18 protein-coding genes are annotated in these 22,691 nt (G+C 48.2%); 6 read left to right on the forward strand and 12 right to left on the reverse strand.

Features of this window, described 5'->3' with window-relative positions:
* Positions 1-252 precede the first annotated feature (252 nt).
* From AZF00_RS13400 to AZF00_RS13425, 6 genes are all read left to right on the forward strand, one after another.
* The gene (locus AZF00_RS13400) at positions 253-1,470 is read left to right on the forward strand and encodes a WecB/TagA/CpsF family glycosyltransferase (RefSeq protein ID WP_062383927.1); all 1,218 of its coding nucleotides are present in this window, start codon (positions 253-255) and stop codon (positions 1,468-1,470) included.
* 308 nt (positions 1,471-1,778) lie between these two features.
* A complete protein-coding gene (locus tag AZF00_RS13405) occupies positions 1,779-3,044 on the forward strand; it encodes a polysaccharide biosynthesis/export family protein (protein ID WP_062383929.1) in 1,266 nt (421 codons plus the stop codon).
* A 13-nt stretch (positions 3,045-3,057) separates the two neighbouring features.
* Entirely contained in the window at positions 3,058-4,464 is a 1,407-nt protein-coding gene (locus AZF00_RS13410) for a GumC family protein (protein ID WP_062383933.1), read from the forward strand.
* On the forward strand, positions 4,404-5,693 hold the full coding sequence (locus AZF00_RS13415; RefSeq protein WP_062383936.1) for an O-antigen ligase family protein: 1,290 nt from the start codon (positions 4,404-4,406) through the stop codon (positions 5,691-5,693). The genes AZF00_RS13410 and AZF00_RS13415 overlap by 61 nt, the downstream gene beginning before the upstream one ends.
* Positions 5,680-6,777 carry a polysaccharide pyruvyl transferase family protein gene (locus tag AZF00_RS13420; protein WP_062383939.1) on the forward strand — a complete coding sequence of 366 codons (1,098 nt, stop codon included), beginning with the start codon at positions 5,680-5,682 and terminating at the stop codon, positions 6,775-6,777. The genes AZF00_RS13415 and AZF00_RS13420 overlap by 14 nt, the downstream gene beginning before the upstream one ends.
* Positions 6,774-7,679, forward strand: a complete 906-nt coding sequence (locus tag AZF00_RS13425; RefSeq protein ID WP_062383942.1) for a glycosyltransferase family 2 protein — start codon at positions 6,774-6,776, stop codon at positions 7,677-7,679. Before AZF00_RS13420 ends, AZF00_RS13425 begins: the two co-directional genes overlap by 4 nt.
* Positions 7,680-7,707: 28 nt before the next feature.
* On the opposite strand, the gene AZF00_RS13430 is transcribed toward AZF00_RS13425, so the two are convergent.
* The 12 genes from AZF00_RS13430 to AZF00_RS13485 form a co-directional block, all read right to left on the reverse strand.
* On the reverse strand, positions 7,708-8,349 hold the full coding sequence (locus AZF00_RS13430) for a DUF8692 domain-containing protein (protein ID WP_156474865.1): 642 nt from the start codon (positions 8,347-8,349) through the stop codon (positions 7,708-7,710).
* Positions 8,350-8,389: 40 nt separating this feature from the next.
* Entirely contained in the window at positions 8,390-9,346 is a 957-nt protein-coding gene (locus AZF00_RS13435) for a glycosyltransferase family 2 protein (RefSeq protein WP_062384872.1), read from the reverse strand.
* Between the two features lie 307 nt (positions 9,347-9,653).
* Positions 9,654-10,343, reverse strand: coding sequence for a sugar transferase (locus AZF00_RS13440; protein WP_062383948.1), 690 nt, complete (start codon positions 10,341-10,343; stop codon positions 9,654-9,656).
* 227 nt (positions 10,344-10,570) lie between these two features.
* Entirely contained in the window at positions 10,571-11,617 is a 1,047-nt protein-coding gene (locus AZF00_RS13445; RefSeq protein ID WP_062383951.1) for a glycosyltransferase family 2 protein, read from the reverse strand.
* A gap of 47 nt (positions 11,618-11,664) precedes the next feature.
* Positions 11,665-12,354: a sugar transferase gene (locus AZF00_RS13450; protein ID WP_062383954.1), complete on the reverse strand. Its 690-nt coding sequence runs from the start codon at positions 12,352-12,354 to the stop codon at positions 11,665-11,667.
* Positions 12,355-12,665: 311 nt separating this feature from the next.
* Positions 12,666-13,919, reverse strand: coding sequence for an oligosaccharide flippase family protein (locus AZF00_RS13455; RefSeq protein ID WP_062383958.1), 1,254 nt, complete (start codon positions 13,917-13,919; stop codon positions 12,666-12,668).
* A 117-nt stretch (positions 13,920-14,036) separates the two neighbouring features.
* On the reverse strand, positions 14,037-14,894 hold the full coding sequence (locus AZF00_RS13460; protein WP_082793677.1) for a putative bifunctional diguanylate cyclase/phosphodiesterase: 858 nt from the start codon (positions 14,892-14,894) through the stop codon (positions 14,037-14,039).
* A gap of 220 nt (positions 14,895-15,114) precedes the next feature.
* Positions 15,115-18,144 carry an ATP-binding protein gene (locus tag AZF00_RS13465; protein WP_062383961.1) on the reverse strand — a complete coding sequence of 1,010 codons (3,030 nt, stop codon included), beginning with the start codon at positions 18,142-18,144 and terminating at the stop codon, positions 15,115-15,117.
* 126 nt (positions 18,145-18,270) lie between these two features.
* On the reverse strand, positions 18,271-19,581 hold the full coding sequence (locus AZF00_RS13470) for a hypothetical protein (RefSeq protein WP_062383965.1): 1,311 nt from the start codon (positions 19,579-19,581) through the stop codon (positions 18,271-18,273).
* A gap of 50 nt (positions 19,582-19,631) precedes the next feature.
* Positions 19,632-20,474: a type II secretion system F family protein gene (locus tag AZF00_RS13475; protein WP_062383968.1), complete on the reverse strand. Its 843-nt coding sequence runs from the start codon at positions 20,472-20,474 to the stop codon at positions 19,632-19,634.
* Positions 20,471-21,358: a type II secretion system F family protein gene (locus AZF00_RS13480; protein WP_008248536.1), complete on the reverse strand. Its 888-nt coding sequence runs from the start codon at positions 21,356-21,358 to the stop codon at positions 20,471-20,473. Before AZF00_RS13480 ends, AZF00_RS13475 begins: the two co-directional genes overlap by 4 nt.
* Complete coding sequence (locus tag AZF00_RS13485) at positions 21,355-22,677, reverse strand: TadA family conjugal transfer-associated ATPase (protein WP_062383970.1); 1,323 nt, start codon at positions 22,675-22,677, stop codon at positions 21,355-21,357. Before AZF00_RS13485 ends, AZF00_RS13480 begins: the two co-directional genes overlap by 4 nt.
* Between the last annotated feature and the right edge of the window lie 14 nt (positions 22,678-22,691).

Consider the following 22,691-nt stretch of genomic DNA (forward strand, 5'->3'; position numbering starts at 1 on the left):
GCTCGCCCTCCTAAACATCGGCAGCTAACGCCCGGGGATTCAGATCCGGGCGTTAGCGCGGATTGTAAATCCGGCAAACTACATTGCAAAGAAAACCTCCTTATTGCTTTGCAATTTGCAAATCAAATAAACATTGCCATGTCATGGCAATGTAAGAAAAATAAAATATACATAACAATTTCAAGCACTTAAAATAATTTAAGCTGCTGGCACGACCATTGCGATATATCTCCGTCAACAGGGAGATACATCATGAGCAACAACAGTATTCGTACACCAATCGCCGAGCGCCTAATCGCGGCCATCGCGCTTGCATTTATTTCACCACTACTACTGGCACACATCGCCAGCCAGCTGTGGGCAAAAAGACCGGTGTTTTATGTTCACCAGTTCCGCACAACTCAAAATAGGATTGTGGTAGCAAAAACTCTGCGCCAACGTGCAACCATGAGCCGCATGCCGCTGCTGTGGAATGTTATTCGCGGCGATATACGCCTCGTTGGCAATCGTTTACTGCGTATTCAAGACAGTATTTCTGCTAACCAAGAGCAATCGCATTTCTCAGCGATGCCAGGTCTATTTTCACTATTTGAATTACGTCGCATCTCTGGCTTAGAGTTTATTGACGAAACAGCCTGTAACACTGAGTTCGCACAAGACGGCGGCGCAAAGCAGCGCATCGCGATTGTGCTTAAATCTTTGCTAGCAGGTATGCTTTACAACAACACCAAAGAATTGCAAGACACCCCCACATTTAAGGTATTTGGTGTTGAAATTCACAATGTAACCATGAATGAAGCGCTGGCCAGTATTGCCGAAACAATCACCAAACGCGCTAAGAAAACCGTATTCTTTGCTAACGCCCACACGCTAAACTTAAGTTACGACAATCCCGACTTCCGCAAATTGCTGAATAAGGTAGATTACCTGCTTCCCGACGGCAGTGGCATCGAAGTCGCATGTCGCCATGCAGGCATCCGCCGCAAAGGCAATATTAACGGGACCGATATGCTACCCCTGCTGTGCGAGCAACTCGCAGCAAACGGTAAAAGCATCTATATGCTCGGTGGCGAAGAAGGCATTGCTAAATCAGCCATGGCCAATATGAAAAAACGCTTCCCGACACTACGCATTGCCGGCACTCACAACGGTTTTTTCGACAAGAGGAACTGCGCTGACGTGATTGGCGAAATCAACCACAGCCAGGCTGATATTGTATTGGTCGGCATGGGCCAGCCCCTGCAGGAACAATGGGTCGCCGAGTACCGCGATCAATTGGAAGCACCTGTAGTAATGGCCGTTGGCGGCCTGTTCGACTTCTACGCAGAGAAAGTATCGCGGGCGCCCTTATGGCTGCGGGAACTCGGCATGGAGTGGACTTGGCGCCTAATTCAAGAACCAGGCCGGATGTGGAAACGCTACATCATAGGCAACCCACTCTTTTTATTAAGAATGCGTCGCGCAGCCTAAAAACCCCCGCCAAACTTGCAAGCCCCGCACAGGGGCTATACTTAATCCCAAACGACCATAAGACATAGCGTGTATAGTTGTCGGAGCAAACGACTAGAGCCTCGATCAAAATGATTTGCAATTTGCAATTAACACAACTCCAATTGCAATTTGCAAATAACGGCCTTTTCCGGCAAGACCTTAACGACGCCAAGCTACTGATTACTAAAACAAATAAATCCAAACATGGTTGGCACGAGTCCTGCTATACCAGGGGTATAAGCACTTAAAACCCTTAAGTAATGAAGTAAACCAACGGAATGAACGCAATGAACATCACAGCAGTTTGCAAATTGACACCGCGCCATATTTGGCCCGTTCTTTTTCTAAGCCTTACTGTTGGTTGTGCAGGACATTCATCAAGCCGTGTCCAAGACCTTCGCCATGATGAAGCTAAACTACAAACCGAAGCAAAGGTTGACCAAGAGTTCAGCCGCTTGTACACCGATCGTTGCACTGATGACGCAACCCACTTTGCCGGTGACAATAGCAATTACTCGGTAACTGAACCATTGCCCACCGCCTTTCGCAATCCTGGCACTCCGCGCAGTAATGAGAGTCGCAGCAGCCGCCTGCTGCCTTTGTCGCCTGGTGACAAGATCGAAATCTTAATTCATGAGGGCGAGGAGTTTAGCGGTGAATATATTGTCAATTACGATGGCAATATTGAACTGCCTTATTTATCACCTGTTAAAGTTATAGGCTTGGATACCGAAGAAGTCGAAGCTCGTCTGAGCTTGCTGCTGGTCCAGGAACGAATATTTCTTGCCCACACGCTGCGGATCAGCGTTCGGCCCCTCCAGTGGGCGCCGGTAATGGTCTCGGTTTCTGGCGCAGTATATGAACCAGGCCGTCAACTCATCAATGACTTAATTCCCCAGCAAACCCATGAAGACAAGGGCGTTATTACTGGAGACTATCCGACTAAACGTTATCTTAGCGAGGCGCTGCGTAGCGCTTCTGGCGTGCGACCAGACGCGCGCGTAGATAAAATCATCTTAATTCGTGACGGCTGGCAGCAAGAGATCAATTTAGCAGGGATATTTTCAGGGCATAGTTCCGTGGATGTTCCACTCATCGCCGGCGATCAAATTATTGTGCCGAGCACCGGTTGCTTGCAGCGCGCATTGATAAGACCAACGCAAATAACGCCCAAGGGAATTCGCGTATTTATCTCTAACCTTACCGAAACTGCACGTAATAACTCCCAGGCCGCCGTTGGCAACTATTCCAGCAGTATGCCCTATGGCTCTAGGCTTTTTCAGGCCGTAGTCTCTGGCAACTGTACTGGCGGTACGCGAATGACCAATTCATCACGCTATGTCGTCTTAGTCGGACAAAATCCCTTAACAGGTAAAAGTGAAGTGATAGAACGCAATATTGAAGAAATACTGCGTAACCCAGATGTCGAGGCCCTCAACCCTTATTTGCTGCCCAATGACACAATAAGCTGCTACGACTCGACCTTAACCAATGTCCGCGATATTGCCAAAGCGATATCCGACATTGTTTCCCCCTTCAAACTATTGCGCTAAAGAGGGCATTATTATGAGCGCAACAATTGCAGCAAACCGTGAACTTCAGCCTTTCTCTGATCAAAGTAATAAACCGCGATGGACCCGTTATATTATTGTAGGCGCTATCGCATTTTTCGCCATCTGGGGCTTGGTTACGCTTTATATGTTGTCACCACCGAAATACGTCAGCAAATTCGCTTTTGTCCTACCCGGCAAAACCGGCAGCTCCAAAGTTAATCTTGAGAATATTGGCGAAGCGAGCAGCAGCAGTAGCTCGCCCTTTGCGACGCGCGGCATAAACCCACGGGTAAATTATAAGGAAATGCTACTTAGCGACACCGTTATCGGCACGGCTGCGCGTGAGCTTGGAATTGAGTATGCTGATTTTGGCAAGCCCCAAGTTAAGCTCGTCGATGAAACCGCGATAATTCAAGTTTCTACCAAGGCGGGCAGCCCAGAAGATGCGCAAAAGCGCTCTAGCGCTCTAGCTGACGCGTTCAACCAAAGAATTAAAGCCCTTCGCGAGGATGAGCTCAAAGCCCGTGAAGATGGTATTAGTCAGGCACTTTCTATTTACCGGACTCGACTCAAAGAAGCGCAGCTCGCCCTCATTTTGCATAAACAAACCTCTGAATATGTATCCGGGCGTCAATACGAAGAGCTTAGTTTACGACTAGAGCGTTTAAAAGAAACACGCGTAAACAGTTTAGCAAGTCGCGACGAGGTCAGCGGCTACGTTGATCAATTATCCCGCAGCATGGGTATTACCCCGCAGCTCGCCGCCAGTGCGTTTATTCTGAACGCAGACCAACAGTTTCGGGAGCACTTAAACAATTACCAAAGCGCTACTGCAACCTTGGCGGTATATCGTTCGAAATGGGGGGAATTTCACCCGGCCGTTGTAAAAGAAGACGCGAAGCAAGATGCCACCCTTGATGCCCTGCAAGATCGCAGTTTTGTATTGGTTGGCCACAAAGACATGAATACCATTAAGCTAATCAGTCTCAGTGAGGCCAATCAAAACGGCGCCTTATTTCAGGATATGCTAGTTTCCTTTGCTAAAATCGAAGGGCAAATTAGTAAAATTAGGCAGTTAGATGAAGCCATTATCCACCACAGCAATAACTTGAAAAAATTTGCTGAAGAAGCGGCGACATTGGATGAACTAGAACGTAACTACCAAGTCGCTGAAGCTGTGTACACTTCCGCAGTCACTCAGATCGACACCAGCAAAACCGATATTTTTGGCTCTTACCCTTTGGTTCAGCTACTTGCGTCTCCTTCGCTGCCGATCAAACCCGCCTCGCCAAATAAAATACTGGCAATTATTGGCGGCATCATGGGCAGCGGTATGACCTTATTCGGACTGTTTTTGTTATGGAAGCGCAAACAATTAATCCAAACAATATTATCGAAAAGTGGATTTGGTACGCTTTAATCCTCACCTACCCTTTCTACGTACTCGGTGCGGTGTATATCATCGCCCCAGTCTTAGGATGGCTGCTAATGGGGTATTGGGCTTATAATTTATGGCTCCCCAAGCAAATGCGGGCCAAAAGTATCCAGGTAGAGCCCCACCCATTAGTGATGCTTTGGCTGCTGGGCATGTTTGTGATGGAAATTGCCTTGGTGTTTGGCCATCTTGATTTTTATCTTGGTATCCCCGCCATCATCAAATCGAGTATTGGTTGGGCCAAGGGTTGGGCTTTATTGGCGATTTTTATTATGATTGGCGCAACCTTGCCTATTCGCCCTGAAATTATCTATAGGGCATGCTGTATCATCGGCCTGCACACCCTAATACTTATTCCGCTATTTGTCTTAGCGGCATATACCCCAATTCCAGGCACAATTTATATCTCGCCACTCAAGGTAATCGGTGGGCCCGGTCCAGAATTCTTTGAGTTCCAGTTGTACGGGATCAACCCTGAGTCACTAGGCCCGCGCTGGCGTTTTTTCACACCGTGGGCACCTGCGGCAGGTTTAGTTGCTAACTTTTACTTTATATTTGCTCTGCATGAAAAAAATGTGCGCTGGCGCTGGATCGGCATTACCGCCAGTGTTGCCATGTGCCTGATGTGTCAGTCGCGGGCCGGCTTAGTGGCCATGCTATTTGTCTCTCCGGCAGTGTTTTTTATCTCTAGGCTAAAGTCCCCAGCACTGTGGATTTCTGGCGGTGTTGGCATTTCCGCAATGGCGGTATTGGCAACGGAGTTAATGGCCTTTGTCGAATCCTCGGTAGATGAATTCAAAGGCGCTAGGGCAGGCTCGAGTCGGGTGCGAGCAGCGCTGGGGCGCATTGCAATTCAACGCTGGGAAGACGAAGCGCCAATATGGGGCCATGGTGTGGTCGAACGCGGCCCCCACCTCGTTGAATATATGCCCATTGGTTCCCACCACAGCTGGTATGGACTATTGTTTGTAAAAGGCGTTGTCGGATTTATTGCCTTAGCGATTCCTATGGCATGTACTTTTATATTATTAATTGCACGGGCCCAGAGCTGCAAAACGGCGCAGGCAGCGCTGTCCTGTACATTTATTATTTTTATGTTTAGTTTTGGTGAAAATCTCGAAATTCTCGCCTATCTTTTTTGGCCGGCACTTGTTTTGATTGGCATTGCATTTCGATCTGACACAATTGAGAAATCATTTCATGGAAAAATTTGACGCCCTGCTAGTCGGTTTCTACGGTATGCGCAATACCGGTGACGATATGTTGATGGCCGCCGCTGCCGCTGGTGCCAGGCAAAAGTTTAAGGCCGAACGCATCTCGGTGACCGCAGCCAAAGACAGTGAGGCACCATTACGGCTAGGCTTAATCAATACCCAAAGTCGCCAGCAGCGATTTAAAGGACAAGACCGATTACTCAAATACTGGGCGGCAAAACGCAGCAAACATATTATTATTGGCGGCGGCTCGGTGTTACACACCGCCAAAGATATTCACCAAAAGCGCCAGTATTTAAGCTTAGCGCAATCCACGCAGCATATTGCAGCAGGCGTTGGCATAGGCCCCTTTGCAGACAACAAGGCGGAGCAAGCTTGTGCGCAATTCCTCAATGCCTGCAGCTTCACCGGCCTACGGGATCGCGACAGCTACGACATCGCCCGCAGCATTGCTCCCAATGCCAATGTCGCCTTAACATTTGATTTGGCACCGGGCATGCGTTACGAACCAGAATTTATCTCGTCACTCGCAGAACAACGTGAACCAGCGATCGGCATCGCCTTATGTCCAGTTGAACGCTTTGCCGGCCGAGAAGATCTAGAACTCGCCAGACTAAAATCCATAGCGACAGGCCTGCGGACGTTCTGTGCAGATCAGCCTCACGAAATTCGCTTAATTGATTTTAACGGCCACCCCCAACTCGGCGACCACAGCGTTCACGAGCAATTAAAAGTCATGCTCGGCGACTTACCCTGCAAAATCATCGATTATCAGGCAAATCCCTATACTGCCATCCATGAAATTAGCAAACTAAGCGGCATCGTGGCAATGCGCTTACATGCGGCGATATTTGCGTATTTAAGCGACACTCCCTGTCTCGCGCTTAACTATCACCCTAAATGCCACAACTGGTGCAGGGATATTGGCCAAGCCTCAGAATTCGCCAGTGATAGCGGTCAAATAGATCCTGAATGGCTTTACCAGCGTTTATTGGACATTAGTGGCAAACATTATATTCCCCCAACACTCGAAGTTGCAGAAGCCTGCCGCAAAGCGCAACTGAACTGGAATCACCCCTTATGAGTAAGTGTCAATTTTCCGTTATCATTCCCCTATACAATAAAGCGGCGCATATCGTAGACACACTCTATTCAGTAATACAGCAGCATGTATCGGATTTTGAAATAATCGTAGTGGATGATGGATCAAAAGACGATGGCGCGAGTCTCGTCGAAGAAATGCACAAGCAGGAGCCACGAATTCACTTAATTAAACAAACCAATGGCGGGGTATCCAAAGCACGAAACACGGGAATCGCTCACGCCAGAGGTGAATACCTGTGTTTCCTTGATGGTGATGACCTTTGGGAACGCGACTTCTTAAGCGAAATATCTGAGCTTATAGAGCGCTTTCCATCTGTCGGTGCCTACTCTACCGCCTACTCACATCGCTTTAAAAGCGGACGAGATACGCCTGTTCTGCCGAATTTTCCAAATCAACTAAAAAACCACGAGCAGTTTGAATACGATTTTTTTGCGGTTGCCAGTCGCGGTGAAGTGCCGATCATGCCCTCTAGCTGCTGTATTCCCAAAGCGGTATTAGATGAAGTCGGGGGATTTCCTGAAGGAGAACCCATTGGCGAAGATCAAGACCTGTGGATACGCATCGCCTATCAATGGCAAATGGCGTATTCGCGCACTATATGTACTTATTATTTGCAGGAATCGGAAAACCGTGCCTGCATTAACAATGTGCCCGATGAAGAATGCCCATTTAGTCGTCGCCTCCTTGCGTATGCTGAGATGACCCAAGACAGCCGCCGCAAGGATATGATTAGAGTCACGGCCAATCATCTACTGCATCTCGCGCAGTTAAATATTCTGGCGGGGAAAAAAGTAGAGGGCAAGCGCTTACTGCGAGATACCAGAACGTTTATGTTGCCAAAACGCCGTTTGAAATGGGAGTTAAAACTGCTTTTTTCCTGAACACGAAAAGTGGACGGTAATTGGAAGCCTAGACTCCCAATTTAGCCATTTTCTGCTTGAGCACCTGTTCAACACTACGTTTGGCCATATCCCAGCAGAATTGCAGCCAAAAACAAATGCCCAATGTTTTAAAGCCGTCTTCCAGCAATAAAACCACCACATCAGTGTCATCCATACTAACGTCAATCAGCACCGATATTGTCCAACAGCTAACAGCCGGAATAGCGAATATAAAAGACTCACCAATAGCCTTGCGAAATAAAAATAACACCACAAACACCACGCCGCCGATAAGAAATTGCGGGACAATTTCTGGCACATTTAATACAGATGGAAAAAAGCTATCGTGGAGCATATAGGCGTCATCGATCAATAGCATTGCAGTGCATCCACCTATCCAGAAAGACGCACTCGTCCGGCGGCGCCCCACTGCCAAAAATTTTCGCAAGCTTACTGAGAAAAAGGCTACCCCGCTCGCCATCGCCATGAGGATAAGACCGAAGGTCGAGAGACCGCCCGCAAACCACGCACGACTGCGGCTCAAACTAGGATCGTCGGTCAAATCGGCCAAGCTCAAGCCCGCCTCTCGACTGCCTAACAAGACTAGCATTAAGCTCAATAACGTCACTATCAGCGATATGCTTAACTTGCCAAACGAAGGCACTACCATCAATTAATCCTCAGCTAAAACAGTCCCAGTGCTCATCGGATCACGCAGCGATCGCCATCATCTTACGCTCTAATCGGTCGTATTGATTCATTGGTAATGTAGCCAAAAGTAAAGTACAGGCAGTGGTCACTGCTGTTTTAGTAAACTCTTTCAACAAAATACGGCTGTCTGATTTATACGCCAAGGCTAGCAGCGTAGTCGCACTTTCCGAGTCCCGAGACTGCACTGCGCGACGGGCTAAGTAGCGATATTGATAAGCGCGTGCCAGCCCCTCCCACTTAGCGATAAATGCGGGGTCGATTTTGCGATTATTTTCAACCGAGCGCTCCCAAGACTCGAGCTGACGACGCCAGTTAGCAGACAAGCCTTCACCGTTTACACGGTACCAAGTCAACGCCTCGGAAAGACCAGCGAATTTCCACTTAGTTGACAGCGCAATACGCAACCAGCACTCAACATCTTCGGACTGACGAAAGCTTTCATCGAAATACATTGAACCGTAATGCCCCATTTCCGGACGGATAAACTCGATATCATTCAGGGTTGCGCGACGGATAACTGGTGCCGAGCCATTGCCAACAGGGTTGCGGCAAAATATATCCTGAGCAGAAATATCTTCACACTTGGGATGCTGACCGATACTCATATCCTGACCGTCGTCATCCATAAACTGAGACGCGCTGTAGCTGACGCCCACCTCTGGGTTTGCATTAAGATGCCCGACATGGAGCTCTAATTTGCGCGGATCCCAACGATCGTCGGAATCCAAGAACGCGACGTATTCGCCAACCGAGCGACACACGCCAGTATTCCGCGCGCCAGCGAGGCCGCGATTACGCTGCTGAACTAGCGTCACGCGCTCGTCGTCGCAGGCTTGAATAATTTCGGCGCAGTTATCAGGCGAACCGTCGTCGACACAAATCACTTCAAAATCGCGAAAGGTTTGTGCCAACACCGAATCCAGACATTCCTGCAAATAAGCGGCCGCATTATACATTGGAATCACCACGCTCACTTTAGGACGCTTAGTTACGAAAGTATTTTTGTTGCTTGATGTGTACTCAGTGTCAAAGAAGCTCATTTTCAGTAATCCTTGTATGTTAGTCGGGTCTATACCATATTGTTTGCAAGCCCTATGCCACCAACAATACATATATACCAAATTGATTATTAAAGACTTTTATTTAAAAAATCACTTGTAGCACTTCGCACCTAGCGTCTACTCCCATTTTGCGAAGCAATTTAATTCTCGTGCTGCCACAGCTGCACTATTTTTCGGACCAGCCCGGCCCTCGGTGGCAATGTTAGTAGGCACCGGCACCCAGCAATACCGCCGGAATAGTCTTGGCGGTGATCACAATATCGGTGAACAAGTTGCGCTCGCGGATATAACGTAAATCAAGATCAATCTGCTGTTCAAAGCTCAGGTCGGCGCGACCAGATACCTGCCACAAACCTGAAATACCGGGCAGTGCATTCAAACGCTGACGGTCATAGTCAGTGTATTGCTCAACTTCTGATATCAACGCTGGACGTGGACCGATCAGTGACATTTCGCCGCGCAGGACGTTGATCAACTGGGGTAGCTCGTCAATAGACAGCTTGCGGATGATATTGCCGACTTTCGTTACCCGGGGATCGTTAACAAACTTTCTGCATACGCCATCGCGGTCGCTTTCCATGGCAGCAACTTCGGCATGCAATTTTGCATCGGTGCTCATCGAGCGGAATTTGATCATTTTAAAGATCTGGCCGTCTTTACCAACACGCTGCTGGTGGAAGAATACGCCACCGCGACTCTCTAAAAGTATGGCCAAGCCAGTCATCAGTAGTAGCGGTGACAAAGCCAGAATCAATAAAGCGCTCAACGTGACATCGTAGACACGCTTATAAGCGTCGCGAACCAGCCAGTCATTAAACCGCTGAAGCTGAGCGAACAGAACAACAAGGAACGAAGGTAGGAAGGTATTAATTTGCTGTTTGATGGCTTGCATGGCTGTGTGCCCCTAGTAATAGATAAACTTGCTATTACTACTGCAACCGCTATGCCAAACCTAAAAATCGATATAACACACTGTTTTTATTATACTTTTACACAAAGCTTTTAACTTAACTCTTATGTCTAACCCAGTTTGATTTGCATTTTGCAAATCACATCAAGATCAAAATTTAAAACGAGAAACACTTGCCGACAATACTGTCATTTCAAGCAGCGTTAAAATCAGGCCGCACGACTAAGACCACGCCGTTTATCTGGACTCTCATTAACCTGGCCGAGCCGCCGCCGACAAATTATCCCCATCACATTATCAATCGATTTTCCGCCAAATGTTTTATTTAATATTCTGCGATCTAACTGGCAAGCACGATTCAATAAAGCCTTAACGGTGTGCTCCTCAGCTACCTGCGAAGCGTAATATTGCGCTAATTCAACACAGCGATAGGCGATAGCCAGTGATCCAATCTCATTCACGACGATAGGATCAAGGCTTTGGCAACGTCGAATCAGTTGATCCCATTGCTCAAAGTGTTGAACTAACTCCTTTGACACAAGCTCAGCCTGCACACGCCGCCAAGTTAAGACCTCATTAAGGCCCTCAATACTCCAATCGCTCGCGCTAGTAACCCTCATCCAAAAATGGATATCATCTGTATAATTCAGCTGCTCATCAAAATAGACCTGCTCTACACCCTGAGCACGGTAGCTAATCTCTTGAAGGCCCTTTAGAACTTCGCGGCGCATTACAGTCCCTGATGCATTACCAATGGCATTTTCACACAAGATATTCTCAAGTGTGCCTGCCGTTTCAGGACGGTATTTTCTGTAGGCCTTGCTGAAATCACAGTAGGATATGCACTCGGACTCGCTGTAACTCACCCCAAGGCCTGGATTTGCTGCCAGGTGATAAACATGCTTCTCGAGTTTATCGGTAGTCCAAACATCACCAGCATTAATAAAAGCAATCAACTCCCCTCTCGCGTGCGCAATACCTGTGTTTCTCGCCCTCGCCTCGCCAGCACCGCAATTTTTAATGACATACGACTGGTGAATATTAAGAGACGAGCTAACGCTAGTGCTTTGATTCAGCGCATCTGGCCCAACAATTATTATTTCGTAATCAGTAAATGATTGGGCTATCACTGACTGTAAGCATTGGCTGAGAAAGCGCGCATTACCGTCAAGGGTCACTATCACGCTTAGTAAGGGTGTAGAAAACATGGCCAACTGCTGGTCTTTAGGAGCTATGACATTATTTACGATGTGCATTTTTTTATCCTTGCGGCGATTCCGGTTTAAGTTTGGTTTAAATTGGCTCAGTAAGCGCCGGCACCCAGTAATACAGCAGGGATAGTCTTAACAGTGATCACAATATCGGTGAACAAGGTGCGCTCGCGGATATAACGTAAATCAAGATCAATCTGCTGTTCAAAGCTCAGGTCGGCGCGACCAGATACCTGCCACAAACCTGAAATACCGGGCAGTGCATTCAAACGCTGACGGTCATAGTCAGTGTATTGCTCAACTTCTGATATCAACGCTGGACGTGGACCGATCAGTGACATTTCGCCGCGCAGGACGTTGATCAACTGGGGTAGCTCGTCAATAGACAGCTTGCGGATGATATTGCCGACTTTCGTTACCCGGGGATCGTTAACAAACTTTCTGCATACGCCATCGCGGTCGCTTTCCATGGCAGCAACTTCGGCATGCAATTTTGCATCGGTGCTCATCGAGCGGAATTTGATCATTTTAAAGATCTGGCCGTCTTTACCAACACGCTGCTGGTGGAAGAATACGCCACCGCGACTCTCTAAAAGTATGGCCAAGCCAGTCATCAGTAGTAGCGGTGACAAAGCCAGAATCAATAAAGCGCTCAACGTGACATCGTAGACACGCTTATAAGCGTCGCGAACCAACCAGTCATTAAACCGCTGAAGCTGAGCGAACAGAACAACAAGGAACGAAGGTAGGAAGGTATTAATTTGCTGTTTGATGGCTTGCATGGCTGTGTGACCCTAGTAATAGATAAACTTGCTATTACTATTGCAACCGCTATGCCAAACCTAGAACCCCCTATAACACCATGTTTTTATTATATTTTTCAAAATCCACTCTAGTTAGACCCTTTATCCAGGACAGTGTGATGTGCATTTTGCAAAGCACATCAGGATAAAAACGTAAAATGAGAATCCTAATGTAGTTATACACTAAAGGTCAGCGGCCGCTCGACTTCGCCAGAATAGCGCTAACGCAAAACGATATAGCGACATGGCTAAAGGCAACGCGGTAAAGGGTATCTTTACGCGCAACGAACTTACGTCGCATCTCGCGCCAGAGGCACAGCACCGCGAATAATTGACCGATAAACAGACACTAGGAAAACTGTACTCACGACGCTATAAAGCCCAATCATACCCAGCGCCACGGCAACACCACCCATATCTGCCAAGAAGAAAATGGACGCCGCAAACACGGCCGTGAAACTGATTGCAATTACATTTTCCGCGCGAAGCCTATCTAAAGCCCGGAAATACATACTGCCAGAGTCAAATATCATGCGTGGTATTGCCGAAAGACACAGGCAAGTCACCAGCATAGTAGCTGGCTCCCACTGCTCGCCAAACACGATTGGCACATATATCGGCGCCAAGAGTGCCTGGCACAAAATAAGCGGCGCAATCACCATAAGCGCGGTTTTCAAAGCGCTAAAATAGCTCTTTGCGACATTTTCTCCGTCGCGATAGGCATCACACAACCGAGGAAGCAGGGCGGTGTTAAAACCCGCTGTTAAAGACAGGCTAATTCCTAGGCCCGCGTTTTTAGCGAAGGCATACAAGCCAAAAACCTCCGGAGACAGAACTTTGCCCAAAATAAACATATCAAACTGATTACGCACATTCTTTAAGCCTTCCGCAAGCAGGACCCCGCCGGAATAGCGACGCATACTGCGCAATTCAGACCACGCGAATTCAAGGCTTGGCCGCCAGAATACCCGGGTATTGATAATCACCACCCACAGCGAGGCCGCGAGTAATTTCGGCCAAATGACCGACCAGACACCAAAGCCCATTAACGCCAATACCGCCGACAGCAAATTATCAGCGGTAACGGTTAAGCCCATAATCAGCCCCGCTTCTTTCATGCGACTACTGCGTTGCAAGAGGTTGAATTGCACCATCGCGAAGGGGTAAATGAGGTGCGTGAAGGCTAATGTTTGCAATAGATCTTCGAGTATTGGCGCGCCATATAAGCTCGCAATGGCCGGTGCCAAAAAATACTGTAGCAAGAACATGACAAGGCCAATCGCTAGATTTAGCCAAAAGACGGTAATTGATACGCTACGCAAGTGCGCGTCATCAGCTTTAACAATTAAATTACCGACACCATTACTGGCCAGTATGCGGATTATTTCCGCACTCGCAATTGCAAGTGCGGCGAGACCGTAGTCATTCAGGGTTAGGTAGCGCGCCAAAATTAAGGTCGTGAGTAAACGTGATACCCGAACCATCATTTCACCGGCGGCGAGCCAACTTAAATTTTTTAAAAATGTGCGTTTGACGTCACTCATCGCTGGCTCCGCAATTATTAGTATCTGGCACCTTGCAGACAGTGCCTGAGCCAATGCTAAGCGTTAAATTACAATCATTCTCGACCTATAACAAGCAAGGCCACACCGGTATATTGATTAATTGCGCTTAGGTGTCCATTTCACGATACATTCTTCGACACGCTGGGGCTTGGCAAGTAAAAATCCCTGGGCGCTATCGCAACCAAGTTGCCCAAGAATCTGCATTTGTATTTCGTCCTCAATGCCCTCGGCGACAATATGTAACCCCAAACGTTGTGCCATCGCAATAATCGCGCTGCATATCGTAAAGTCATCGTCTTTCAGGTGAATGCCATCAACAAAACTCTTGTCGATTTTAAGCCCGTCAATTTTAAATTCGCGCAACAAATTAATAGAGGCAAAACCAGTCCCAAAATCATCTAACCAAATTTCAACGCCTTCACTTTGAAAAGCACGGAATGTGCGAGCGGCTACATCTGCATTGCGTATCAAGGCCGTTTCTGTCAGCTCCAGTTTCAATGCAGTTGCAGGTATATCTAGCTCCATTAGCAGGAACATCACTTGTTCAAAAATATCCCCAGCCACAAATTGCGCGGGCGACAAATTTACTGACATATAAATATCATCAAGCCCTTGTTGCCGAAAAGCCTTTAAATCGAGCAAGGCTTGACGAAAAATCCATTTACCAATCTCAACGATGTCACCATTATCTTCTGCAAAAGGAATAAAATCGGCTGGGGATACCAAACCGAACTCAGGTGACTGGCAGCGAACCAGGGCTTCAAAACCCAACAGCTTCCCGGTGCCAAGGGCGAACTGTGGTTGGTACACCATGTAAAAATGATTCTCGCTAATGGCCTCCGAAATTATTTCGCCCATATAGCGGCTGATATCAGCTTGTTTAAAAATATGGTCAGTGTGTTTAGCAATCATCAGGGTATCTAAATCTTGTTTCTTTGCGTCTGTAATACTCATATCCGCCTACCTCTACATTCGTTTACTCCCTTTGCAAAAGAGCCCAGGGAAATCAATCATTAATAAACTAAATAGAGCAAGGACGATGCCAACACAGAATGAAATAAATTATAATAAAAACAACAGGTTAAAAAATACACACCTAAACACAGAAAATTTGCGTCCTATTTTGCGAATTCAACGCAAAATCATTCTCATATTGCAAATCATAAACGCTGTACTACGACTTGGTATTGAATGTGCCTTCCCGCTTTCTCACAATCCATTTATGCATGCATGCCAACATCGTCACTTTATCGACCGGCTTAGCGAGATAATCGTCCATGCCCGCGGCAATAAACCGCTCTTTGTCACCCGCCATTGCGTTAGCGGTCAGTGCAATAATAATTAGGTCTTTGCCCTTAGGTAGCCGACGAATGCCTTCAGTTGCCGCAATGCCGTCGACATTGGGCATATAAATATCCATTAAGATGAGATCATACGAAAAGTCAGTCACGGCTTTAATCGCCTCTTCGCCGTCGTGGGCAATATCGACTGTGTATCCCGTATTTTTTAACATTGCCTGAATCACTAATTGATTCGTCACCCCGTCTTCGGCCAACAATACTCGAATGGTTGGCCACGCTAACTCGCGTGGAAGTAGCGAATCAGTAACAATAGCCGCCGGCGCGGATGCAGTCACCTCACCACGCGGTAGCGTCAAACTCACGGTGAATATTGCGCCTTTACCCTCAACACCAGTCGCCGTGATATCGCCACCCATCATATTAATTAACCGCTTGCAGATAACGAGGCCCAGCCCCGTTCCCGAATATCGCCGGTCGGCGCTCGCGTCGAGCTGAGAAAAGGGCATGAACAAGCTTTCAATATCCGAGTCCTTAAACCCGATACCGGTATCGGAAACCTCAATTTTTAGTGAGACGTCTTTAACGGATGTCGCGCACACATAGGCGCGCAATGTCACGCCGCCGCGGTCGGTAAATTTAAGTGCATTACTGAGTAAATTTAATAATACTTGGCGAATACGACCCTGATCCCCGACCAGGGGCACGCATAAGGCTTCATCAACATCGATCGTAAAGTGTAAGTCTTTGGCCTCGGCACGCGACTTAAGCAGTTCATAGCTACTCGCAATGGTGTCGTTCAGATAAAAAGATTCGCGATCAAGTTCTAACTTGCCCGCTTCCATTTTACTAATATCAAGTAACTCATTCAGAATCGATAATAATTGCCGGGCCGAATCATTGGCCGTAGTGGCATATTGCTGTTGCTCGTCACTTAGGCTTTTGTCATCACATAACATGCCCAGTAAGCCCAACACCCCATTTAAAGGGGTGCGTAACTCATGGCTGATGGTAGCGAGAAAATCACTTTTAGCCTGATTAGCACTCTCGGCCACCACTTTGGCCTCGACTAGCTGCGCCTCTTTCAACTTCAAGCTACTAATGTCACGGTGGAAACCCACTCGCCCGCCGTCGCGCATTTTGCGCTCAACAATAGCTATCCAGCGGCCATCAGCTAACTGCACTTCGGACATAGCGTCCGCCTTGTGGTGCCGCTCCAGCTCCGATAGGACAAAGCCATCGGGGTCGACATTATCTGCCAGTAAATACTGCTCTTGCTCAACACCTGCGGTAAGAAACTGCTTAAAACTCAGACCGCTTTGCAGCGCGTGGCGGCTGGCGTGATAAAACTCGCGCATTTTTTCATTACTGAGTGCCAGGCGGTCATCTGCGTCATAGACAACGAAGCCATCGGGCTGAGCGTCGATCGCGTCTCGGAAACGCGTTTCGCTGCGCTCCAGTGCAGAATTTGTCCGACGTATCGCTAATCGCAACCGGGCTGGCAGGCGTAACAGGACATAGATTAAATAGGCAACAAAGCCAGCGACAACAAAACTAGCTGCAATACGCAAGCCGCGATCAGCCCGCTGACTGACCCAGCCACCACGCGGCACTGCGCCAAGCTCCCAACTCCCCGCCGGCAAGCTAACTTTGTTTAAGATTGGCTTCTGCGAAAACACACTCGCGTCACCATGAAATACCGAACCGCTGCTACCTAAGGAATCCGAACCACGAATCGCAACCGCATAGTGTGTCTGCAGCTCGTCGACACCCGTCTCCTCTAGTAGCGTTGCTAAATCGACTAAGATGGTTCCAAAGCCCCAGAAATGTTCACCCACGCCCTGATCTTTCGTAATAAATATTGGTAGGCGGCCGATAAGCGCAACCCCGCCCTGCTTGAGAGTCAGTGGGCCAGCGATCCATAGTTTACGGCTCGCAATTGCCATCTCCGCGGCCTGTCTGCGACTGGCGTCGCCCATCAGGTCATGACCTATTGCCGCTTTATTACTTGCTATCGGCCAGACATGGCGCACCACCCCCTCTGGGGCTAATTGCAGACTGCGGATGCCGCGAATATTATTGCCCAATTCCTCAGCAAAATACTGGAAAGCCTCTTCATCAATGGTTTGCGCCGCGTGAACAATGCCACTCAAGCCCTGAACAAGATAGAGTTTGGCATTTAAGGCCGACTCTAACTTGCCGCGGACCAACGCCAGGTCCTGCAGAGTTTGCTGTTCAATCTCCGCTAACGCACTTTGCTGCCGATGGTAGTCGTCATTGTAAGCAACTAGAAGTATGGCGAAGAATACGATCAGCGCTGTCATCGCCGCACCAACGCGACTGCTTAGCGGCGCTGCAACGGATTTAATTAATCCCCGAAGTCGCTGGAAGTAAGATGGCGCCGCCGAGAAATGCACGGTATTGCCATGCTGCACTTCCAACTCTGCCAACCGGCCTAAGTCCCTAAGTACTTGTAATTCATCATTGGAAAAAACCCGGGGCCGCTCGTCCATCACGCAGAGTGTGGCAACTTTATGGCCATCCTCAGATGATAGAGCGTAGCCCGCATAGAATCGGATATTGGGTTTACCGACAACAAGCGGGCTATCTGCAAATCGCGGGTCTAATAAGGTATCTTCAACAACAAAAACGTCGCTGGTCTGAATAGCGTGACCGCAAAATGATATATCGCGGGGAGTCTCGTTCGCCTCAATGCCTTGCTTAGATTTAAACCATTGCCGGTCAGAATCAACTAAACAAATAAGAGCAATTTTTACACCAAAATACTGCTGCGCCAGACGGGTAATACGATCAAAGCGCTCCTCTGCTGGCGTATCTAACAAACCTAGATTATGAAGTGCAGCAAGTCGCTTCGGCTCATCAGCAATTGGCGGTGGTATCTGCATGGTAATTCCTGTCGGAAATATTACCCCTGTAAAATCGCTAAAATTAATTTACACAGCGTCAGCGTACAACGTCCTTCCATCTAAGCCCCGACAATCCCGCTGCAGAGGAATGACGTTGAACAGGGATTAATTATTACGGCCTTCTTGTCCTGGCAGAGTATAGACCCAAGCATCGTCACCCACATCCGCCGGTAAATTCACCTTAAATGGCGCGGTGAACGGTGCTAAAGCATTTTCGGCAGTATCCGGTGCGTATACCTGGACAGCCTCTTTCAAGACTAATGTTCGAGGTAGGCCACCCTCTTCTTGCACCGGTGTAGTCGTCTGAGTCTCTTCAATACAAACGATGGTTCCCGGCGTAAGATTGGTGTCAATGGTCTCGAGTGTTCGAGCCAACTTTCTAGCATCCGTCAAGGTTGCCTCAGCGGCATCCCGAACAATTGCATAGGCCACGGTGTCGGCAAGATTGGTACTGCTCAACACCGAACCCACCGGGCAGCATACAGTGCCAAGCTGCACACCCACCGACTCAACAACATCAACCACCTCTCTGGCAAAGCCGCGAATCGAATCGAGGCCAACCAATAATGAGGCGTCAATTTCGGTTGCTGCTGCTGTCACTACATCATTTTGCTGCTCGTAATTGGCCGGGCAGGCGCAAGCATCAACAACACCCAAGGTTGTCGGCGTACCTAGCAAGCAATCAGTATAGGCATCGGCGACATAAACTTCGCCCGTCGTTGCGGTTGTAGTCGTAGTGGTAGTCGTGGTGGTTCCGCTGCCAGTGCTAACAGGTTCACAGGGGCTGCCCGTCACCACCTTTTGCGACATATAGCGGGATTTTATTGCCTCTGGCTGTATCGCGCAGGCGCTCGCTGTTTCGCGGAATAAAAAACCTTTAATACCGTCGGGTGATCGACCAATGGCGTAGGTAGGACCGTCTTGCAACTTATAGAGATAACTCACCGCACCGGTAGCCGACAAATTCTCTATACCAACATTGTCTGCTGCTTCGTCGCTAGAGGCTTTAATACAAGGCGTTCCGGTGCAATCTGCGCCGTCATAGTAAACAGCTTCCCGAGATGTAAATCGGTCGTCACGAATACTGATCAGCGCGCGATAATTACGATGTTCTGGGTCTGGCGACAGTGGCGCAACTGTGCGGTCAATATAGGGAATCCGCGGCGCTTCATGCTCGTCGTAATCTACGGCCTTACCCAAGATCAAGCCATTGGCATCGTAAACCGTCACTTCACGGGACTGCTTCTGCACGTATTGCTTAAACAAAGCATCACGTATTGCGACAATACCGACAAACGTACCAATGACCAAAACTGTGCTGATGAGTATCAGTTCAATCGTGATAATAAAACCTTTCTGCCGAACACGTTGAGGCTTAGTTCCTGAGAAATTCGATTTTTTAACAAGATCATTCATGTAAATACAGGCTCCCGCCAATCATTTTTCACGACCCATTGCCGCCGCGTTTAAAATAAGTCTTTTAATGCTGCCATGACCTCAATGACTTGAGCTCCAGCAGGGTAAAATATCAGCACGATGAACATGGGAAAACACACCATCAGCATGGGTAGCATTGCTTCCATCGTCTTACGGTTTACTAATGCGGTTCCCTGCTGCGCCTGTCTCGCACGTAATAACTGCGCTTGCGCCTCTAAAGTATCGGCCACTGGTGAACCCACTTTAAAGCCAACGTTCAGCACTGCCGCGAGACGGCGTAAATCTTGTACTCCGGTTCGTTTGGCAAGCCGAGTAAAGGCTTCGTCACGAGCGCGGCCAGCGTCAATTTCACGCAGCAAGAGACTCACTTCTTGCGAGAGCGGATTTTTACGACTCAAACCGTATTGCGCTGCGCTATCAAAAGCGCGGGTTAAGCTCAATCCTGATTTTAAGTAGACCACCATCAAATTAGCAAAAAATGAGAGTGATCGCTCTATCGACGAGCGCCGACTTTTCCGCGCCAACAGAAACCAGAGGTCAATAATTACAAAACTAACAACACCAATAAGCAGCACAGCCCATAATAGCAAACCCTCTTGAAATATCTCGAGTAATACCATCGGTACTAAAACAGCTAACACCACCTTACTAATCCAGTAAACCCAAAAAAGTTTCTCAGGAGAATAGCCACTTTGCCGAATCAACTTGCGGGGATAAACTGAAAATCGCCGTTTGTCATCGTCGAAGTCAAATCCGTCAAACTCCTTCTCAGTAACCTGTTCAATACCGCCAGACCGCATCTTTAGCGCGATAGCGCCAATAAACATCAACAGTACGAGTACACCCAGGTCAAACCACCAGCTCTCGTTCATAGTTCTGTCCTCAACAGGCGACGCAACCAAAGGTAACCAAACACTTGTAGTAATATAGCGCCTAATACGTATGTCGCGCCGTCGGGATTATTTTTTAAGGGGTCAAACCAATGGGGTTCACGCCACAAAAATAGCGGCACCAACAAATATGGCAGCGCACCCGTAAATACGGCGGAATAGCGAACCCCAGACAATTGACCCGTAATCAGCATCCGCAACCGCAATTGATCGCGAATAAGTTCACTAATGGACTTTAACAACAAGCCAAAATCACTACCTGAATGCCACTTGGAGATTAGCGCCTGCGAAAATAAACGCACCCCTTCGGTGTCATAGCGCTTTTGCATGCGATCAACGGCAACTTCAATGGTTAAACCGTAATCGAGGCGTTCAACGATTTCCGTTAGCTCTTTCTTTATTGCGCCGTCAGATGCATCTGCCGCCACCAGTAAGGCGTGTCTTGCCGTCACCCCGCCTTGAATCGCGGCCTGAATTAAATCGAGAGAATCAACGAGACGCTCTTCAAACTTACGACGGCGCCACAAGCTCATATCATTGATTATAAAAAATGCCATGCAGGTAAAGCCGGCGGCAGCGAGAAGCGCAAACCGGCCCATATCTGGAAATAACTCAATAAACAGAAAGTACACACAGGCGCCAAGTATACCAATAATGGCGATGACCAGTATGGGTTCAACTTGTAAATTTAAGGTTCGTAAGCTACCGCGCAATTTCGACGGCTTACGGACTCGTATAGGTTTGTCTTCAAACAATACATCCACTGGGGTACTTGTCGCGGAACTCGCGGTACGATTACTCCAGAAAAAATAAGCTGAATACAAGGCGACACAAACACACAGTGCAACCAACAGTATATCTATCACGACACCGCACTCCTTACGTCCAGAGCGGGCCCGAGATCAATATCAACAGAAAAGCCCTGAGCCTCTACGCGCTCCAAAAAGTCTACCTTCTCACCGGTGTACCAGTGTTTACCCTGAATACGCCCCTCATCATTGAGGCCCTCGGTTTTAAACCGGAACAATTCTTTGACGGACAATTCACCGCCGTCACGCACCACTTCACCAAGGCTCACCACACGGCGCGAACCGTCACGAAAACGCATTACGTGCACGACCACCTGAATGGCAGAGGCGATCATTTCCTTAACCGAATCGCGGGGCACACCAGAGTCACTCATTAGTGCTAGGGACTCTAAGCGGCGTAGCACGTCAGCTAGGCTATTGGCGTGAACAGTGGTTAAACTGCCATCATGTCCTACATTCATGGCCTGTAGCATATCCATAACTTCGCCGCCGCGCACCTCACCAACTATGATGCGATCTGCGCGCATCCGCAATGCGGTTCGAACTAGCTCACGAAGATTAACGCTACCAATACCTTCTAAGTTACCAGGTCGGGACTCAAGGGGAATGACGTGGGGGTGATCCAAGCGCAGCTCAGAAGTTTCTTCTATAGTGATAATGCGTTCATGATCCGGAATCGATTTAGAAAGCACATTTAACAAGGTGGTTTTACCCGCCGCCGCACTTCCTGCCACAATAACATTCACACCTGCCTCCACGGCCATTTGCAGAAGATCAAGCATCGGCTGACTGATAAATCCGCCTGTCACAAGGTCCGCAGGTTCTATTCTTTCTTTACGGAAACGCCGGATTGAGACAACCGCGCCCTTTGAACAAAGCGGCGGTATCACTGCATGCAAGCGACTGCCATCGGCTAATTTTGCATCTACCATTGGTGTACTCGCATCAAGGTGTCGGCCTTGAACGCCAATAATACGATCTAAGAATCGCCGCAAATGGGCTTCGTCGTCAAAGCGCGCGTCCGTTTTTTGGAGGCGGCCGGCGCGATCAATCCAAATTTCGTGGGCACCATTGACTAGAATGTCGGTAATATCATCTTCAAGCATAAAGGGCGCCAATGGGCCCATGCCGCTTAACTCTTCAAGAATTTCGCGCTCAAGTTGATTACGTTCTGCTTGTGATATTTCTACACCGCGGCTGCGGCTTAAATCATTAACAATCCATTCTAGTTTCTCTTTTACCTGGCTGGTGTCGCCGAGTGATTTAGCGCCATCACTGTCTAGCGTATCGATTAAGCGGCGATGAACCATGCCCCTTAGGCGTCGAAAATAATCTGCGCCACCTTTGTCCTTGTTCTCATCGCCCAAAATATTCACAAGTCTATCTCCAC

Origin of the sequence: Zhongshania aliphaticivorans, assembly GCF_001586255.1 — a bacterium.
In the GTDB taxonomy this organism is placed as follows: Bacteria; Pseudomonadota; Gammaproteobacteria; order Pseudomonadales; family Spongiibacteraceae; genus Spongiibacter; species Spongiibacter aliphaticivorans.

What these genes read in the sequence shown, in the direction of transcription:
- AZF00_RS13400 (WP_062383927.1), top strand. Translation starts at nt 253, where the DNA reads ATGAGCAACAACAGTATTCGTACACCAATCGCCGAGCGCCTAATCGCG.
- AZF00_RS13405 (WP_062383929.1), top strand. Translation starts at nt 1,779, where the DNA reads ATGAACATCACAGCAGTTTGCAAATTGACACCGCGCCATATTTGGCCC.
- AZF00_RS13410 (WP_062383933.1), top strand. Translation starts at nt 3,058, where the DNA reads ATGAGCGCAACAATTGCAGCAAACCGTGAACTTCAGCCTTTCTCTGAT.
- AZF00_RS13415 (WP_062383936.1), top strand. Translation starts at nt 4,404, where the DNA reads ATGGAAGCGCAAACAATTAATCCAAACAATATTATCGAAAAGTGGATT.
- AZF00_RS13420 (WP_062383939.1), top strand. Translation starts at nt 5,680, where the DNA reads ATGGAAAAATTTGACGCCCTGCTAGTCGGTTTCTACGGTATGCGCAAT.
- AZF00_RS13425 (WP_062383942.1), top strand. Translation starts at nt 6,774, where the DNA reads ATGAGTAAGTGTCAATTTTCCGTTATCATTCCCCTATACAATAAAGCG.
- AZF00_RS13430 (WP_156474865.1), bottom strand. Translation starts at nt 8,349, where the DNA reads ATGGTAGTGCCTTCGTTTGGCAAGTTAAGCATATCGCTGATAGTGACG.
- AZF00_RS13435 (WP_062384872.1), bottom strand. Translation starts at nt 9,346, where the DNA reads ATGTATAATGCGGCCGCTTATTTGCAGGAATGTCTGGATTCGGTGTTG.
- AZF00_RS13440 (WP_062383948.1), bottom strand. Translation starts at nt 10,343, where the DNA reads ATGCAAGCCATCAAACAGCAAATTAATACCTTCCTACCTTCGTTCCTT.
- AZF00_RS13445 (WP_062383951.1), bottom strand. Translation starts at nt 11,617, where the DNA reads ATGCACATCGTAAATAATGTCATAGCTCCTAAAGACCAGCAGTTGGCC.
- AZF00_RS13450 (WP_062383954.1), bottom strand. Translation starts at nt 12,354, where the DNA reads ATGCAAGCCATCAAACAGCAAATTAATACCTTCCTACCTTCGTTCCTT.
- AZF00_RS13455 (WP_062383958.1), bottom strand. Translation starts at nt 13,919, where the DNA reads ATGAGTGACGTCAAACGCACATTTTTAAAAAATTTAAGTTGGCTCGCC.
- AZF00_RS13460 (WP_082793677.1), bottom strand. Translation starts at nt 14,894, where the DNA reads ATGAGTATTACAGACGCAAAGAAACAAGATTTAGATACCCTGATGATT.
- AZF00_RS13465 (WP_062383961.1), bottom strand. Translation starts at nt 18,144, where the DNA reads ATGCAGATACCACCGCCAATTGCTGATGAGCCGAAGCGACTTGCTGCA.
- AZF00_RS13470 (WP_062383965.1), bottom strand. Translation starts at nt 19,581, where the DNA reads ATGAATGATCTTGTTAAAAAATCGAATTTCTCAGGAACTAAGCCTCAA.
- AZF00_RS13475 (WP_062383968.1), bottom strand. Translation starts at nt 20,474, where the DNA reads ATGAACGAGAGCTGGTGGTTTGACCTGGGTGTACTCGTACTGTTGATG.